Source organism: Amycolatopsis sp. NPDC003676 (assembly GCF_053587275.1).
In genome coordinates this window covers 28,177-43,702 of the sequence record NZ_JBSFNS010000068.1, presented here as the reverse complement: position 1 = coordinate 43,702, position 15,526 = coordinate 28,177, and the positions used below count along the sequence as shown (strand labels likewise).

Annotated in this window: 14 protein-coding genes and 1 pseudogene; 7 read left to right on the top strand and 8 right to left on the bottom strand. The window is 66.3% G+C overall.

The window, feature by feature from the left end:
* Positions 1 to 38: 38 nt before the first annotated feature.
* The 5 genes from ACWDNU_RS30490 to ACWDNU_RS30470 form a co-directional block, all read right to left on the bottom strand.
* Positions 39 to 1,121: an ABC transporter ATP-binding protein gene (locus tag ACWDNU_RS30490; protein ID WP_370932070.1), complete on the bottom strand. Its 1,083-nt coding sequence runs from the start codon at positions 1,119 to 1,121 to the stop codon at positions 39 to 41.
* A gap of 12 nt (positions 1,122 to 1,133) precedes the next feature.
* On the bottom strand, positions 1,134 to 1,922 hold the full coding sequence (locus ACWDNU_RS30485) for a carbohydrate ABC transporter permease (RefSeq protein ID WP_116201681.1): 789 nt from the start codon (positions 1,920 to 1,922) through the stop codon (positions 1,134 to 1,136).
* A gap of 89 nt (positions 1,923 to 2,011) precedes the next feature.
* Complete coding sequence (locus ACWDNU_RS30480) at positions 2,012 to 2,944, bottom strand: carbohydrate ABC transporter permease (RefSeq protein ID WP_344270655.1); 933 nt, start codon at positions 2,942 to 2,944, stop codon at positions 2,012 to 2,014.
* Complete coding sequence (locus ACWDNU_RS30475) at positions 2,941 to 4,287, bottom strand: ABC transporter substrate-binding protein (RefSeq protein WP_449671434.1); 1,347 nt, start codon at positions 4,285 to 4,287, stop codon at positions 2,941 to 2,943. Before ACWDNU_RS30475 ends, ACWDNU_RS30480 begins: the two co-directional genes overlap by 4 nt.
* Positions 4,274 to 5,281: a zinc-dependent alcohol dehydrogenase family protein gene (locus ACWDNU_RS30470; protein WP_449671433.1), complete on the bottom strand. Its 1,008-nt coding sequence runs from the start codon at positions 5,279 to 5,281 to the stop codon at positions 4,274 to 4,276. Before ACWDNU_RS30470 ends, ACWDNU_RS30475 begins: the two co-directional genes overlap by 14 nt.
* Before the next feature lie 185 nt (positions 5,282 to 5,466).
* Between ACWDNU_RS30470 and ACWDNU_RS30465 the strand changes: the two genes are divergently transcribed.
* Positions 5,467 to 6,396 (top strand): sugar-binding transcriptional regulator, encoded by a 930-nt coding sequence (locus tag ACWDNU_RS30465; RefSeq protein WP_370940575.1) that lies wholly within the window; start codon positions 5,467 to 5,469, stop codon positions 6,394 to 6,396.
* 5 nt (positions 6,397 to 6,401) lie between these two features.
* On the opposite strand, the pseudogene ACWDNU_RS30460 reads toward ACWDNU_RS30465, so the two are convergent.
* A pseudogene (locus ACWDNU_RS30460) lies at positions 6,402 to 6,704 on the bottom strand (winged helix-turn-helix transcriptional regulator); the annotation flags it as partial.
* 73 nt (positions 6,705 to 6,777) lie between these two features.
* Here ACWDNU_RS30460 and ACWDNU_RS30455 point away from each other — a divergent pair.
* The 5 genes from ACWDNU_RS30455 to ACWDNU_RS30435 are packed head-to-tail and all read left to right on the top strand — an operon-like array spanning position 6,778 to position 10,732.
* A complete protein-coding gene (locus tag ACWDNU_RS30455; protein WP_449671432.1) occupies positions 6,778 to 7,359 on the top strand; it encodes an NADPH-dependent F420 reductase in 582 nt (193 codons plus the stop codon).
* Between the two features lie 21 nt (positions 7,360 to 7,380).
* On the top strand, positions 7,381 to 8,523 hold the full coding sequence (locus ACWDNU_RS30450; RefSeq protein ID WP_449671431.1) for an FAD-dependent monooxygenase: 1,143 nt from the start codon (positions 7,381 to 7,383) through the stop codon (positions 8,521 to 8,523).
* A gap of 46 nt (positions 8,524 to 8,569) precedes the next feature.
* Positions 8,570 to 9,196 (top strand): hypothetical protein, encoded by a 627-nt coding sequence (locus ACWDNU_RS30445; protein ID WP_449671430.1) that lies wholly within the window; start codon positions 8,570 to 8,572, stop codon positions 9,194 to 9,196.
* Positions 9,197 to 10,102: a hypothetical protein gene (locus ACWDNU_RS30440; RefSeq protein WP_370932076.1), complete on the top strand. Its 906-nt coding sequence runs from the start codon at positions 9,197 to 9,199 to the stop codon at positions 10,100 to 10,102.
* A gap of 39 nt (positions 10,103 to 10,141) precedes the next feature.
* A complete protein-coding gene (locus ACWDNU_RS30435) occupies positions 10,142 to 10,732 on the top strand; it encodes a response regulator (RefSeq protein WP_449671429.1) in 591 nt (196 codons plus the stop codon).
* A gap of 100 nt (positions 10,733 to 10,832) precedes the next feature.
* Here the strand turns inward: ACWDNU_RS30435 and ACWDNU_RS30430 are convergent, their stop codons facing one another.
* Positions 10,833 to 13,337, bottom strand: coding sequence for a DEAD/DEAH box helicase (locus ACWDNU_RS30430; protein ID WP_449671428.1), 2,505 nt, complete (start codon positions 13,335 to 13,337; stop codon positions 10,833 to 10,835).
* 152 nt (positions 13,338 to 13,489) lie between these two features.
* Between ACWDNU_RS30430 and ACWDNU_RS30425 the strand changes: the two genes are divergently transcribed.
* Positions 13,490 to 14,743, top strand: a complete 1,254-nt coding sequence (locus ACWDNU_RS30425; RefSeq protein WP_354742329.1) for a primosomal protein — start codon at positions 13,490 to 13,492, stop codon at positions 14,741 to 14,743.
* Between the two features lie 5 nt (positions 14,744 to 14,748).
* On the opposite strand, the gene ACWDNU_RS30420 is transcribed toward ACWDNU_RS30425, so the two are convergent.
* On the bottom strand, positions 14,749 to 15,453 hold the full coding sequence (locus tag ACWDNU_RS30420; protein WP_449671427.1) for an SDR family NAD(P)-dependent oxidoreductase: 705 nt from the start codon (positions 15,451 to 15,453) through the stop codon (positions 14,749 to 14,751).
* Positions 15,454 to 15,526: the final 73 nt, after the last annotated feature.

Sequence of the window (15,526 nt, the reverse complement as noted above, 5' to 3'; positions counted from 1 at the left end):
CATGCCGGTTCTAACCGGCATGAACACTCACGAGCCGCTCAGCCCAGCCGCAGCGTCGTCTTCGGGTCGAACGCGTGCGTCTCGCCCTCGCCGCGCAACGCGACTCGGACGTTGTCGCCGATCCGGGGCGGCGTCCGTCCGTCGACCCGGACCACGAACCGGTCGTCGCCGACCTTGCCGTGCAGGTACGCGTCCGCGCCCAGCTCCTCGACCAGCTCCACCACCAGTTCGAAACCCTCGTCCGCCTCGCCGACCAGGCGCAGCGACTCCGGCCGGATCCCGAACACGATCTCCGACAGCCCAGCCGCCGCTGTCCGCACCTCGGTTGGCAGCGGCACCACCAGGTCACCCAGCTGCACGCCGCCGTCGGACAGCGGCAGCGTCGCCAGGTTCATCGCCGGCGACCCGATGAACCCGGCTACGAACGAGTTCGCCGGTTTCTCGTACAGCGACCGCGGCGCGTCGCATTGCTGCAGCACGCCGTCCTTCAGCACGGCCACCCGGTCGCCCATCGTCATGGCCTCGACCTGGTCGTGCGTGACGTAGATGGTCGTCGTGCCGAGCCGTTGCTGGAGTTTCGCGATGTTGGCGCGGGTTTCGACGCGCAATTTCGCGTCCAAATTGGACAGTGGCTCGTCCATCAGGAACACGCTCGGCTCGCGCACGATCGCCCGGCCCATCGCGACCCGCTGCCGCTGCCCGCCGGACAACGCCTTCGGCTTGCGGTCGAGGAAACGGGACAGGTCGAGCATCGTGGCAGCCTCGTCGACCCGCTTCTTGATATCGGCCGCCGAGAAACCGCGCAATTTCAACGCGAAACCCATGTTGTCGGCGACCGTCATGTGCGGGTACAGCGCGTAGGACTGGAACACCATCGCGATGTCCCGGTCCTTCGGCGGCAGGTCGGTCACGTCGCGGTCGCCGATCCGGATGGCACCCTCGTTGACGTCCTCCAGCCCAGCGAGCATCCGAAGCGCGGTGGACTTGCCTGACCCGGACGGTCCGACGAGCACGAGAAATTCGCCGTCCGGCACTTCGAGGCTCAGCTGGTCGACCGCGCGGACGCCCGGGTTGCCGGGATAGACGCGCGACGCCTTGTCGTAGATCACTTCAGCGGACATCTGCGTTCTCCCTTACTTCACAGCGCCCATGGAAAGCCCGCGCACCAGGTGGTTCTGCGCGATCCAGCCCACGATCATCACCGGCAGCGAGGCCAGCAGCGCGGCGGCGGACAGCTGGGCCCAGTACAGGCCCTCGCTGGTGATGAAGCCGACCAGGAACACCGGCACCGTGCCGGCCCGGGCGGCGGTGAGGTTGACCGCGTAGAAGAACTCCGTCCAGGAGAAGATCACGCAGATCAGCGCGGTCGCGGCGATACCCGGCGCGACCACCGGCATGATGATCTTGCGCAGCAGCGTCGGCAGGTTCGCCCCGTCGATCCGCGCCGCCTCGATCATTTCGCCGGGGACTTCCAGGAAGAACGACCGCATCATCCAGATCGCCAGCGGCAGGTTCATCGCGGTGTACAGGATGATCAGCGCCCACACGGTGTCCAGCAGATTGGTGTTCTGCGAAATCACGTACAGCGGAATGATCGCCGCGACGATCGGCAGCATCTTGGTCGACAGGAAGAAGCCCAGCGCGTTCTTCGTGCCCTTGACCGGCGCCAGCGACAGCGCGTATGCGGCCGGGATTCCCAGCAGCAGCACGAGCAGCGTCGAAATCACCGTGACGAACGCCGAATTTCCCAGGTATGGCAGGAAACCGCTGTTGAGCACACCGGAGATTTGGTCGAACGTCGGTGTGAAGAACAGCTTCGGCGGATCGGTGTAGGCGTCGTTCTCCTGTTTGAACGCGGTGAGAATCATCCACAGCAACGGGAAAACGAAGAGGATCGCGATGATCCAGGTCGCGACGGTCAGCGTGCCCGGGCCGTAGCGGCGTTTCGTCTTGCGCTGCGGAGGCGGCGCGGTGTCGGTGGCGGCGGGCGAGGCGGTGGCGGTTGCGGTGCTCACTTGACTCCTCCGTCCACGGAGAACGCGCGGAACATCAGCCGCAGCGCGAACGTCGCGACGATCATCGTCAGGATGACCACGACGACGCCCATCGCGGACGACTGGCCGATGTCGAAGCCCTCGAAGGCGCGCTGGTAGATGTAGAACGGCAGGTTCGTGCTGGCCGTGCCCGGACCGCCTTGCGTCATCAGGAAAATCGCGTCGAAGCTGTTCACGATGTAGATCGCGCCGAGCAGCGTGGCCAACTGCAGGAAGCGCGACAGGTGCGGCAGCGTGATCGACACGAAGGTGCGCCAGCGGCTCGCGCCGTCCACCGACGCCGCCTCCAGCACCTCCTTCGACTGGCTCTGCAGCCCGGCGAGGATCAGCAGCGTCATGAACGGCGTCCACTGCCAGATGATCTGCGCCATCACCGCGGCCATCGGGAATTGCGAAAGCCAGTCGGTGTCCGTGCCGAACACGAAGTGCAGCAACCCGAAGCTCGGGTCGAACACCGTCGTCTTCCACAGCAGCGCACCCGCGGCCGGGAGGATCAGGAACGGCGTGATCAGCAGCGTGCGGACGAATCCGCGGCCGAAGAACTTCCGGTCGAGCAGCACCGCGAGCCCGAGTCCGAGCAGCAGCGAGAGGAACACGCAGACCACGGTGAGCACCACCGTGTTCAGCAGTGCGCCGAGGAACGTCGTGTCGGTGAAGACATCCACGTAGTTGCGGAAACCGACGAAATGCCGCGAGCCCGGGCGCACCAGGTTCCACGACTGGAACGAATAGAACAAGGTGAGCAGAAACGGAATCTGCGTCACGGCGATCACGAAGATCAACGCGGGCAGCAGCGGAAGCCGCCGTTTCCCGGTCGAGCCGGTCACTTTCTTCGCAGCGGGCTTCGCGGTCGCCGGCGCGGTTCCGGCGGGGACGGAGAGGGTGCTCATCGCTGCACCTCCTGATAGGACTTTCCGACGGATTCCGCGTATTTCTGCGATTGCGCGAGCGCGTCGGCGACGGAGGTCTGACCGGCGATCGCGGCGGACAGCTGCTGGCTCACCCGGGTGCCGAGGTCCTGGAACTCCGGGATTCCGACGAACTGGATGCCCGGGTACGGCACCGGATTCACCATCGTCTTCTGCTGGTTGGCCGCCGCGATGCCGTCCAAAGTGGGCTGTGCGTAGGCTTTCGCGGCTTCCTTGTACTGCGGGATCTCATAGGTGGACTTGCGCGTGCCCGGCGGCACCCGGTTCCACCCGTAAGTCTGGCCGACCTTCTTCGCGTATTCCTTGTTCGTCATCCACGCCATGAACTTCCAGGCGTCGTCCTTGTTCTTGCCGACCTTCGGAATGCCCAGCGACCAGGTGTAGAGCCAGCCGCTCGCCTGCGTCTTCTCCACTGGCGCGGCGACGTACCCGTTCTTGCCGCTGACGTGGCTGCTCTTCGGGTCTTCCGTGGTGCCGGTCATCGACGTGGCGTCGTACCACATCGCGGCGTTGCCCTGCGCGTACTTCGTGCCGCATTCGGTGAACCCGGCACTGGAGGCGCCGACCTCGCCGTGGTCGCGCAGCAGGTTCACGTAGAAGTTGGCCGCCTGGGTGAACTCCGGGCTGGTCAGCTTCGCGTTCCAGTCCTTGTCGAACCATTGCCCGCCGAAGGTGTTCGCCATCGTCGTGAACGGCGCGAGGCTCTCGCCCCAGCCCGGCTTGCCGCGCAGGCAGATTCCGGAGATGCCGGCCTGCTTGTCGTCGAGTTTCGCGGCGAAATCGGCGATCTGCTGCCACGTCGGGTGCGCCGGCATGTTCAGCCCGGCCTTCTGGAACAGGTCCTTGCGATAGACCACAAAGGACGATTCGCCGTAGAACGGCACCGCGTACATCTGGTTCTGATACGACAGCGACTGCCGGATGCTCGGGATGAAGTCGGCCTCGTCGTACCCTGGCGTCGCCTTCATATGCGGTTCGAGGTTCTCCAGCCAGCCGTTGGCCGCCCATTGCGGAGCCTCGTAATTGCTGATCATCACCACGTCGAACTCGCCGCCCTGGGTGGCGGTGGACGCGGTGATCTTCGCCCTGGCCTCGTTTTCCGGCAGGGAGACGAACTTCAGCTTGATCCCGGGGTTGGCCTGCTCGAACTCGCCCTTGAGCGAGATGGCGTCCTTCATCTGCGGATTGGACACGATCGCGACGACCAGTGTCCGCCCGCCGGTGCCGATCGCCCCGGCTCCGGCGCATCCCGTCACTAACAACGCTGTCGCGGCAAGGAGGCACAGGAGTTTACGCACCGCCACCACCTCCGGGCAGCACCTGGATCTTGAGGCCGGACCCGCTGCGCATCTTCGCCAGCGCCTCGGGGTACTGCTCGAGCGGAAGGGTGTCGGTGATCAGCGCTTCGGTGTCGATGTAGCCGTTCGCGACGAGGTCGAGCGCGTTGCCGTAGCTGTTCAGCACGGCCATCGAACCGACGATGGTGATTTCGTCGTTGTAGATGCGGAACGGCGAAAGCGCGACGCGAGCTTCAGCCGGAGCGACGCCGAACACGAGCAACCGGCCGCCGCGGTGAAGCGCGTTGAACGCGGCCTCGATGGCGGGTGCCGCGCCAGTGCAGTCCACTGCGGCGTCGAAGCGTTCATCGTCCAATTCGGACGCATCGGAAGCCACCGCGGCCGCACCGAGATCGGTCGCCCTCGGAAGCCGTGCGGCATTGCGGTCGACCATCGTCACGTGCGCGCCCGCGCGGAGCAGGAGCTGCTGCATGATCAGGCCCATCGTGCCCGCGCCGACCACGAGGAAGCGTTCGCCCGCCTCCACGCCGATCCGGCGCACGCCGTGCACCGCGCAGGAAACGGGTTCGACCAGCGCGCCCTGTTCCCAGGTCATCGAGTCGGGCATCCGGTAGCAGGTGTCGGCGGGCACCGCGACGTACTCGGCGAACGCGCCGTTGACCGTGTCGCCGGTGGCGTTCCAGTTCGCGCAGAGGTTGCCGTGCCCGGACCGGCACGGGGTGCAGTATCCGCAGTAGATCGACGGGTCGACCGCGACCCGGTCGCCGACCTTCCACTCGGCGGGCACGTCCGCGCCGAGTTCGACGATCTCCCCGGAGAACTCGTGCCCGGGAACGATGGGATACGGGGTCGGCGGGAAATGCCCGTCGGCGATGTGCAGGTCCGTGCCGCAGATCCCGCAGGCACCCACCTTCACGACGACCTGGCGCTCCCCGGGCTTCGGATCGGGAACCTCGCCGACCCGGATCTCCCCGGGCCGGTCCACGATCGCGGCGCGCATGCGTCATCACCTTCCAAGATGCTCATTTGAGCGATTTTGACTTATGCCGTAGGTAACATGCGTAGGCATTACAGGCCCCTGCCTGCGGATCCGTCAACCGGCAAAGCTCATTTTTGCGCTATCCTGCTCATGTGAGCAGGAAAAAGGGGCCACCGCCGCTGACCGAAACGCTGCTGCTGGCGACCATGGCCAGGCGGTTCTACGTGCAGGGCGCCTCGAAGCTGGAGATCGCCGACGAGTTCGGCATGAGCCGGTTCAAGGTCGCGCGGATGCTGGACGCGGCACTCGAGTCCGGGCTGGTGCGGATCGAGTTCGACCTGCCCGCGCCGATCGACGTCGAACTGTCCGACGACATCCGCCGCGCCTACCGGCTCGACCGCGTGCTCGTGCTCGAACGAGCATCCGAGACCGAGCCGCGCGAGATCGTCCGCAAGCAGGTCGGCGCGCTGGCCGCCCGGTTGCTGGAGGAGATCGCGACGCCGGACGACGTCATCGGGCTGTCCTGGGCGCGGTCGGTCAACGCGATGACCGAGGCGATCCGGACCCTGCCGCGCTGCCCGATCGTGCAACTGTGCGGGGTGCAGGCCGGGATGGACATGCGCGGCCGCTCGGTGGAGACGGTCAGCCGCGTGACGTCGGTGTCCGGCGGCGATTCCTACCCGATCTTCGGCCCGCTGGTCCTGCCCGACCGGCGGACGACGGAGATCCTGCGGCACCAGCCGGGCATCGCGGAAACTTTCGCGCAGTTCGGAAAACTCACCAAGGCCGTGGTCAGCATCGGTTCGTGGGAGGCCGGGGAATCGACGGTGTACGACGCGCTGGACGAGGCCGAACGCGCCGCCATCGCCGCCAGGGGCGCGACCGCCGAGGTCGCCGCGCGGCTGTTCGACGCGGACGGCAACTCGCTCGGCACCGGGCTCGCGCATCACGTGCTGGCGATCAGCCACGAGGAGCTGATGTCGGTCCCCGAGGTGATCGCGATCGGTTACAGCCGCCCGAAAGCCGAGGCCGTGGACGCGGTATTGCGGTCCGGGCTGGTGTCGACGCTGGTCACCGACGCCGCGGCGGCCGTACCGCTGCTGGAGCTGGCGCGGGCGAGGCCGTTGCCCTCATGAGCGAGCTGCGCGTCGAGCACCTGATCGCCGTACTCCGCCGCCCAATGCCCGAATCCCTCGATCGGCCCGAGAAAACTCACCCCTAGGTCGGTAAGCCGATACGCCCCGTCCACACGCCCGATGAGCCCGTCGCGTTCCAGCTTGCGCACCGCCTCGGTGAGCACCTTCGCGCTGATTCCGCCGATGCGCGTGCGCAGTTCGCCGTGCCGCAGCGGGCCGTTCTTCAACGCCCACAACACGACCGGATGCCAGGTGTTGGACACGAGGTCGAACGCGAGCCGGGTGCGGCAGTCGGCGATGAAGTCCATGGTTACCTTTCGGTTCCTGCCCGCGTCCATAACGTCGCTTCCGTACAACCACGCGACGACAGGAGACCTTCCCATGCGCATCGCCCTCTTCGGCACCGGCGGAATGGCGTCCGCCCTCGGCGGCCAATGGACCCGGCACGACCTGACCGTTTCCGGCCGCTCCCCCGCTGGTGTCGCCGCCTTGGCAGCCAAGCTCGGAGCCGAGGCCCTGGACTGGGCCGACGCCGCCGCCCGAGCGGACGCCATCCTGCTGGCCGTCCCGACCACCGCCCTCGAAGCCCTGCTCACGCCACTCGACCTCGCTGGCAAAGTCCTCATCGACTGCACCAATACTCCCGGCGCGACCGGCGAACCGGTGGCCGCCCGGATCGCCGAGTACGCCCCCGGTGCGTCGGTGGTGAAGGCGTTCAACCTCGCTCATGTGGACGTCTGGCGGATGACCCCGCCGCTGTTCGAAGGCCGTCCGCTCGGCGTCCCGCTGTGCGGTTCCCCGGACGCGGTCGCTGTGGCAACGGAGCTGGTCCAGGACCTGGGCGGTACTCCGCTGCCCGCTGGCGGCCTGGAGCGGGCCGCCCTGCTGGAAGCCGCCGCCGGATTGGCGATCGGCCTGTGGTTCGACGGTTTGGATGCGCGTTCCATGCTCATGGCGAGCTGATCGGGCCTATCCTGTTCGCCTATGGGCGGATCAGCGGTCATTGTCGGCGGCGGAATCGGCGGTTTGGCCGCGGCGATCGGCCTGTCGCGAGTCGGCTGGCAGGCCACCGTCTTCGAACGCCTGCCCGGCGAACTGGACGACTCCGGTTCCGGCATTTCCCTGGCCGCCAACGGAGTACGGGCCCTGGACGCTTTAGGCGCCGGCGACGCACTCCGCGCCGCCGGCCGCTTCCAGCGCACGGTAAGCACCCGCAACCCGCGCGGTGCCTGGCTGGCCCGCATGGACGGAGCCGAACTCGAACGCGTCGCCGGAACCCCGATCGTCGGCATCGCACGGTACGAACTGCATCGGTTGTTGCGTTCCTTGCTGCCCTCGCCGGTGGTGCGCGCTGAGGTCACCGCCGTCGAGGGCAACGCCGTGGTTACTTCCTCGGGCCGCCACGAAGCTGACGTGGTCATCGCCGCTGATGGCGTCAACAGCCTGCTGCGCAAGCACTTCTTTCCCTCGCATCCGGGATCTGTCTACAGTGGATCATCGGTCGTCCGGGCCATCACCGCCGAGCCGGTCGAACTGTCCTCTTCGGACTTCAACCTCACCTGGGGCCGAGGCGTCGAGTTCGGCCACATCGTCTTGGCGGACGGCCGAGCCGAATGGCACGCAGTGCTGACTATTCCGCCGGACACCCGATACCCGGATCTCCTGGCCGAAATGCGCCGCCGCTTCGGCTCCTGGCACGAGCCGATCACCGCGTTGTTCGACGCGACCGACTCGGAAGCCGTGCTGCACCATGATGTTTACGAGCTGGTGACGCCGCTGCCGTCCTATGTGGCCGGTCGGGTTGCCTTCCTCGGGGATGCCGCGCACGCGATGCAACCAAATCTCGGCCAGGGTGCCTGCCAGGCCTTGGAAGACGCGGTGACGCTGGCGGCCGCGCTGTCATCAGCCGACGTCGACACCGCACTTACTCGATACGACGCCGAGCGCCGTCCGCGCAGCCAAGCCGTCGCCCGCGCTGCTCGGCAAACCGGCCGGATGGGCCAGCAGCTGACGAACCCCGTCGGGATCGCGGTGCGGAATGCGATGTTCCGGGCCATGCCGACATCGGTGATGGCCCGGTCGATGCTGCGCTACACCCGTTGGCAGCCGCCACGTCTGATCAACTGAAATTCCTGACTTCGCCGCGGCGAACGACTGAAGGGGCCTTGCCGGCATGATCGTCCAGTGGTGCATAAAAGGATTACACCTAGAGAACGACCAAGAAGCGCGAGCCTTGATCGACTGCAACGCCGGACTTCATTGCAACTGGTGGCGGAAAGTACACCACATTACGCCCGCAGAGGTCAGAGGCAAGCTTACGACCACAGCACTCGACCGCCACGTCAACCACTTCGACCAACCTGACCCGATCACCGGAGTTGCCTTCAGCGAGGAAAGCCCCTTTATCTCGCTGACGGCCGGCACTGTGGAGCGCGATAGATTCGCCGTCACCAACCACGTACGGCGAGCACAAGACACCGCACTGTGGTTCGGCACCAACTATGGCGAGCACGAGTTCGCCTATCTCTACACCTGCTGGGTGCTGCTCGCCCCGCGACCCGCGGTGGGGATCGAAGGGGTCGCCGAGGAAATACGGGACCTCAACGCCTACCGGAGATACTCCGCGTACCAAACCGAAGGCGAAGTGACCGCCAAGATCCAAATTCCGGACAACCAGATCAAGTCATGCGAGAAGTGGCAACTGGACCGATCAAAGAAGTCCTTCAAGCTGAAATGGACGCACTCAAACCCTCGATTCACTGAGCCTGAGGCGCTGAGCAACGTCCGGGAGCTGATCTGAATGGCCTGGGAAGAACTGCGAGCACTCAACCTCTCCGCCGAGCAGGTGCGCACCGCGGCCAAGTTTCACGAAGCATGCGCGCAAACCGCACTCGCCGAGTTCGAAGCGATCTCGCGTCGCACTCCCGTCTCCGGACCGGAGAACCTGAACGACATCCAGTTTGCCCTTCGAGCGAACGCGGCCAGCGCGCTACGCGAGGCTGCTCAGTGGAGACTGCTCCTGAGCCCCTCGAGTGCGCTGCCCGACCTAGGTCAAGCCGGTTCCCTGTTCCAACAGCTCGGCCAACCATTCGGGTACTACCTGAAGTCAATGGCGGGAACGCTCGACGAGCGAGACCAGAACCGGATCGACCTCCTGATGCGCGCGATGGTCGCCGAGTTGACCGACGAGCGTCCGGATCACCCAGAGATCCCTGCTGCCTCAGAAATCCGTGTTCGTCATCAACAGCAGGCATACCTGATCGTCACCGCAAGCAGCCTCGACTCGGGGAGCGCTCAGCGACTCAGTCGCCTCGCTGCAATCCGGTCGCCGCACCGTGACGGCGTCATTCCGGTCGGCAGCCTTGGCACCCCGATCGCCAAGTACTGGTCAATCGCCAGACATCTGCTTGGAGACGGAGAGGAGGACGCACTCGCCATAGCCAACCTGCTCCACTCGATGTGCCGAGCGTACGGCGAGACGATGGCGCTGGCCCAGTCCAACAAACACCTGTGGAAGAATGCCTCAGCCCCAGTCGACGTAGCCGACCTTGACATCTCCGGCCTAACCGCCTTCTCCGTCCGACGGTTCGGTCTCGCGATGATGGAGGACGTGCTCGCCGACGCAGGTCCGCTCGATCAGCTCGCCCGAATACCGTTGAACCTGGGATTATCCCTCGCCCGGCCGAATCCGAACGACCTGGAGTAGCCAGAAGTGGACACGAACACTGTCATCCTGATTCTCGGCGTGCTCATCGTGGCCGGCGTCTTGGTGCTGCTGTGGCGGGGACAGAAAGGCTCCCGGCCAAGCACCCTCAAGCTGTCCTTGTCCGATATCTTCAAGATGGACCTGTCGCTGTCCCCGCAGAACGCGGCCCAGGCCGAGGAAGACGTGCGAAAGGCCGAGAAGACCAAAGATCCGCAACATTCCCCGGGCATAATCTCCGAACTGGGGGCGACAAGCGCGCTGGCCCGGGTGCTCTGGATCGATGACCGGCCGGACAACAACGTTTACGAAACCCTCGCGCTGCAACGCCTCGGAAAGCTCGTCACCGTAGCGACTTCAAGCGCTGCCGCGCGCATCTACCTCAGCGGGATGGACTTCGCCGCTGTCGTCACCGACCTTGAGCGCGACGGCGACCCCGATGCCGGCAGGCGGTTCATCCAGGAACTCCGGGCCGCGGGCAACCGCATTCCGGTTCTGGTCTACACCGGAAACGCCAGTTCAAGCGCTGCGGCCGCGGCCCGGGCTGCGGGCGCGGACGGAGTATTCGACCTCCCGCACCGCCTCGTCCAGAACATCGAGTCCCGAGTCACGAGCAGTCGCCGGAAGCGCTGACCATCCGCAGACCCGCTAGGTCGAATCGGGTGGTTTCTCCAAGACAGCGACGGACACCGGAAGAGCCAACCCATGGGCTCGCACACCGTGGCCGAAACCCTCAGAGCTGATTCACGTCCACAACCCGAACCACCGCACTGCCCACCTCATCCGAGGCACGCAGATCGACCTCCGCGCTGATCCCCCAGTCATGGTCCCCAGCCGGGTCGTCGAAGATCTGCCGCACCCGCCACAGATCCGGCTCCTGCTCGATCAGCAGCAAAGCCGGACCGCGCGCGTCCGGGCCGATTCCCAGCGAGTCATGCTCGTCGAAGTAGTCCTCGATCGCGTCTTCCCACGCGTCCGCGTCCCAGCCGGAGCCGGAGTCCAGCGAGCCGAGGGTGTCGTAAGCCCGGCGCGAAGCCAGCTCCACCCGGCGGAACAATTCGTTGCGCACCAGCACACGGAACGCTCGCTCGTTGCGAGTGACCGCGGGCGGCTCGGCGGGCGGACGGTGCGAAACCGGGCCCTCCTCGTCCGGATGCCGCAGCGCTTCCCATTCGTCCAGCAGGCTCGAGTCGACTTGACGTACCAGTTCGCCAAGCCATTCGATGAGGTCCTGCAACGGTTCGGTCTTCGCCTCGTCCGGCACGGTGTGCCGCAGCGCGTCGTAGGTGTCGGCGAGGTAGCGCAGCACCAAACCCTCAGAACGCGCGAGCTGATAAAAGCCCACGTATTCCACGAAGTTCATCGCGCGCTCGTACATATCGCGCACCACCGACTTCGGCGACAGCTCGTAATCCGCCACCCACGGATGTCCGGCGCGATAAGACTGATAAGCCGCGTTAAGCAGCTCCTCCAACGGTTTCGGGTACGTGACGGACTCGAGAAGCTCCATCCGCTCGTCGTACTCGATGCCGTCAGCCTTCATCGCCTGCACGGCCTCGCCACGCGCCTTGAACTGCTGCTGCGACAGCACCGGCCGCGGATTGTCCACAGTGGATTCCACAATGGACACCACGTCCAACGCGTACGAGGGCGACTCCATGTCCAGCAGTTCCACCGCGGCCAACGCGAACGGCGAAAGCGGCTGGTTCAACGCGAAATCGAACTGCAGATCCACCGTCAGGCGGACAATCCGTCCCTCGGCGTCCGGTTCGGGCAGCCGTTCCACGACACCGGCGGCCAGCAGCGAACGGTAAATCTCGATCGCCCGCAGGATCAGCTTCCGCTGCGTCGGACGGTCCGAATGGTTGTCCTCCAGCAGGTGCCGCATCGCGTCGAAAGCGTTGCCGGGGCGCGAAATCACGTTCAGCAGCATCGAGTGGCTGACCTGGAAGCTGGACGTGAGCGGTTCCGGATCGGCCGCGATCAGCCGGTCGAACGTGCTCTCGGTCCAGTTGACGAAGCCCTCCGGCGCTTTCTTCCTAACGATCTTCTTTTTCTTCTTCGGGTCGTCGCCCGCCTTCTCCAGCGCCTTCGCGTTCTCCACCACGTGATCCGGGGCCTGTACGACGACATAACCGTCGGTGTCGTAGCCAGCCCGGCCCGCGCGTCCGGCGATCTGGTGGAACTCGCGCGCCTTCAAATGCCGCTGCCGCACGCCGTCGTACTTCGTCAGCGCCGAGAACACCACCGTCCGGATCGGCACGTTGATGCCGACGCCGAGGGTGTCCGTCCCGCAGATCACCTTCAGCAGCCCGGACTGCGCGAGCGTTTCGACCAGCCGCCGGTACTTCGGCAGCATGCCCGCGTGGTGCACGCCGATGCCGTGCCGCACGAGCCGCGAGAGCGTCTTGCCGAATCCGGCGGAGAACCGGAAGTCGCCGAGCAGGTCGGCGATCGCTTCCTTCTCCGCCTTAGTGGTGACGTTGATGCTCATCAGCGTCTGCGCCCGCTCGATGGCCGCGGCCTGCGAGAAATGCACGACATACACCGGCGCCTGGCCGCCGTTGAGCAATTCGGACATCGTCTCGTGCAGCGGCGTGAGCGCGTACCGGAAGGTGAGCGGCACCGGCCGCTGCGCCGAAGTGACCACCGCGGTCGGCCGTCCGGTCCGCCGGGTCAGGTCCTTTTCGAAGAACGAAACGTCGCCGAGCGTGGCCGACATGAGCACGAACTGTGCGTTCGGCAGCTCGATCAGCGGGACCTGCCACGCCCAGCCGCGGTCCGGTTCCGAATAGAAGTGGAACTCGTCCGCGACGACCTGGCCGACCGGGGCGTCGGCGCCGTCGCGCAACGCGATGTTCGCCAAGATTTCCGCGGTGCAGCAGATGATCGGCGCGTCCGCGTTGACGCTCGAATCACCGGTCATCATGCCGACCTGGTCGGCCCCGAAGATCTCGATGAGCTGGAAGAACTTCTCCGACACCAGCGCCTTGATCGGCGCGGTGTAAAAACTGCGTTTGCCGTGTGCGAGCGCGGTGAAGTGCGCGCCGACCGCCACGAGGCTTTTGCCGGAGCCGGTCGGCGTCGACAGGATCACGTTGGCCCCGGAGACGACCTCGATCACCGCCTCCTCCTGCGCGGGGTACAGCTCGATCCCCCGTTCGGCCGTCCACGTCGTGAAGGCTTCGAACAGGGCATCTGCGTCGGGATCCGCTGGCAGGAGGTCGGTGAGAGTCATCGCGGCACCTATCGTGCCATCCCGCCCCCGGCCGCAGGTGCAGGGGAGATCGCGGGTGCTTGCCCTAACCCGTAGGCTTCCGGTACCGCGCGCTGCCGGAGGGGACGGACAGGCGGGCGCGCACACGGGCGGTACTCGCGGAGGATTCGGCAATGGCACAGGACATCATCCCGATCGAGCTCGGGCTGCCGCAGGGCGACGTGGTCACCCTCTGGGCCCCGCGGTGGCGGGAGGACGGCGAGGAGTGGGAAGCGTTCCTCGGCGACGAGGACGACCTGTACGCCTTCCCGGACGCCGCGCACCTGGCCGCCTTCGTGCGCACGGCCGAGCAGCACGACCTGCTCGACCACCCGGCGTGGGACGCGGTGCCCGCGCTGAACGTGCCCGAGCTGATCCCGGACGACGACCACTCCTACGACCTCGTCGGCGTGCCCGAACTGGTCGCCGAGGAGCCGGACTCGTGGACGATCGGCGAACTGGCCGAGATCGTCGGCATCGTGCGTTCGCTCGCCGACGTGTGCGAGCTCGACGAGGTCCACGAGGTGCTCGACGCCTACGAGGGCTTCTCGCTCCTGGAGCAGGGGCGGCTGCCGTTCACCGGGCGCGAGGGCGAAGCGCTCTGGAACGACCTGTCGAAGGCCGTCTCCGAGAAGTGGGACACCGTGCTCGACGCGATCGACAACCTGGTGACCGTGCCGGACGTCGACGCCGCGGTGCTGGAGCAGACCGCCGAAGAGCTGGCCGCCTTCCACGAGGAGTCCGCTGAGGCGGAAGCCGGCGAAGAGGACGGCGGGCCGGAAGACCTCGAGGCCGTCGACGGCGAAGACGAGGACGCCGAGGACGAGCCGGTCGGTTTCTGGGGCGAGGTCGGCATCGACCCGATCAAGATCGTCACCTCCGGCGCGGAGTACTACACGCTGCGCTGCTACCTCGACGACAAGCCGGTGTTCCTCGGCAACGACGGCGAGATCGACGTGTTCAGCTCGCCGAAGGCGCTGCTCAAGGCGATCAAGGCGGGCGACGAGCTCGCCGACACCGACATCGCCGGCGTGTCCACTTGGGACGAGGTGCGGGAGAAGGCGGCGGCCGACGAGCTGGAGGTGGAGGTCGACACCGACAACACCTACGTCTTCCCCGGCCTCGACGACGACATCGCCGAGGGCCCGGAGTCGATCGACCCGACCCAGCTCGAGCTGGCGGTCGAGCTGATCACCGACGCCGCCGAATGGGCGGGCGACGACACCGTCGAAACCGCGCTGGCGGCCAACGAAAGCCTCGGCTGGCTGGTGTCGTTCGTGCTGCGGCCGGACCCGAGCCGGCTCGAGCCGAGCGCTCCGTTCGACACCGAGCAGAGCGCCTGGCGCAAGCTGGTCGAGGACTTCGAAAACCGCCTCACGGTGGTCTGAACCTCTCAGAGGGCGTCGAACACGCTCTCGGCCGAGTCACCGGCGGAGAACATCTTCCAGGCGACGCCGGCGATCGCATCCGGATCCAGGGTGTGACCGCCGGCGTCGCCGTATTTTTCCCGCTGCGAGACGACCATCCGGTGAATGTCGCCGCGTTCGATCAGACCGCCGATGATCAGGCTGCCCGCGTACACGCCGGTCCCGCCCAGCCCCTCGTGCAACGTCCGCACGTAGTTCCGCAGCGCCGCTGACGACACCGCGAGCGCGCCGAGCGCGGGCAGCGGCCGCACCGCGCTGAGCCCGCCGGCGAACAGGAATCCGCCGCTGCCGCGTTCCAGCATTCCTGGCAGCAGCTTGCCGACGACCTCGACCGCCGGGTACACCCAGCTCATCGCTTTCCGAACGGCGTCCATGGTCGCGTCGGTGATGTCCGTGGGCATACTGTCCGGTTCGATCGCGGCCGGGCCGTAGTAGGCGACTTCGATGCCGCCGAACCGTTCGGCGATTTCGTCGAGGGTCGTCCCGATTCCGTCGCGGACGTCGCCGACGAAGGCTTCCGCGTTTTCGAGTTCGGCCAGGTAGGCCGGGTGCCGCTCAGCGGTACGCGAAACGAGCGCGACCTGGTATCCCTCCTCTGAAAACCGGCGTGCCATCGACATTCCGAGGCCGGGTCCGGCTCCGAGTACGACAGCGGTCGGGCGAGTGGGCATGGCTTGTCCTTCCCCAGGATTAAATCGAGGGTGCCCTCGACTTCGCCAACCTACCACAAAACCCGAGGGTGCC

Excerpts from the sequence above, each read along its gene's own strand:
- ACWDNU_RS30490 (WP_370932070.1), bottom strand. The coding sequence starts at position 1,121 with ATGTCCGCTGAAGTGATCTACGACAAGGCGTCGCGCGTCTATCCCGGC.
- ACWDNU_RS30480 (WP_344270655.1), bottom strand. The coding sequence starts at position 2,944 with ATGAGCACCCTCTCCGTCCCCGCCGGAACCGCGCCGGCGACCGCGAAG.
- ACWDNU_RS30470 (WP_449671433.1), bottom strand. The coding sequence starts at position 5,281 with ATGCGCGCCGCGATCGTGGACCGGCCCGGGGAGATCCGGGTCGGCGAG.
- ACWDNU_RS30465 (WP_370940575.1), top strand. The coding sequence starts at position 5,467 with ATGGCCAGGCGGTTCTACGTGCAGGGCGCCTCGAAGCTGGAGATCGCC.
- ACWDNU_RS30455 (WP_449671432.1), top strand. The coding sequence starts at position 6,778 with ATGCGCATCGCCCTCTTCGGCACCGGCGGAATGGCGTCCGCCCTCGGC.
- ACWDNU_RS30450 (WP_449671431.1), top strand. The coding sequence starts at position 7,381 with ATGGGCGGATCAGCGGTCATTGTCGGCGGCGGAATCGGCGGTTTGGCC.
- ACWDNU_RS30445 (WP_449671430.1), top strand. The coding sequence starts at position 8,570 with ATGATCGTCCAGTGGTGCATAAAAGGATTACACCTAGAGAACGACCAA.
- ACWDNU_RS30440 (WP_370932076.1), top strand. The coding sequence starts at position 9,197 with ATGGCCTGGGAAGAACTGCGAGCACTCAACCTCTCCGCCGAGCAGGTG.
- ACWDNU_RS30430 (WP_449671428.1), bottom strand. The coding sequence starts at position 13,337 with ATGACTCTCACCGACCTCCTGCCAGCGGATCCCGACGCAGATGCCCTG.
- ACWDNU_RS30425 (WP_354742329.1), top strand. The coding sequence starts at position 13,490 with ATGGCACAGGACATCATCCCGATCGAGCTCGGGCTGCCGCAGGGCGAC.
- ACWDNU_RS30420 (WP_449671427.1), bottom strand. The coding sequence starts at position 15,453 with ATGCCCACTCGCCCGACCGCTGTCGTACTCGGAGCCGGACCCGGCCTC.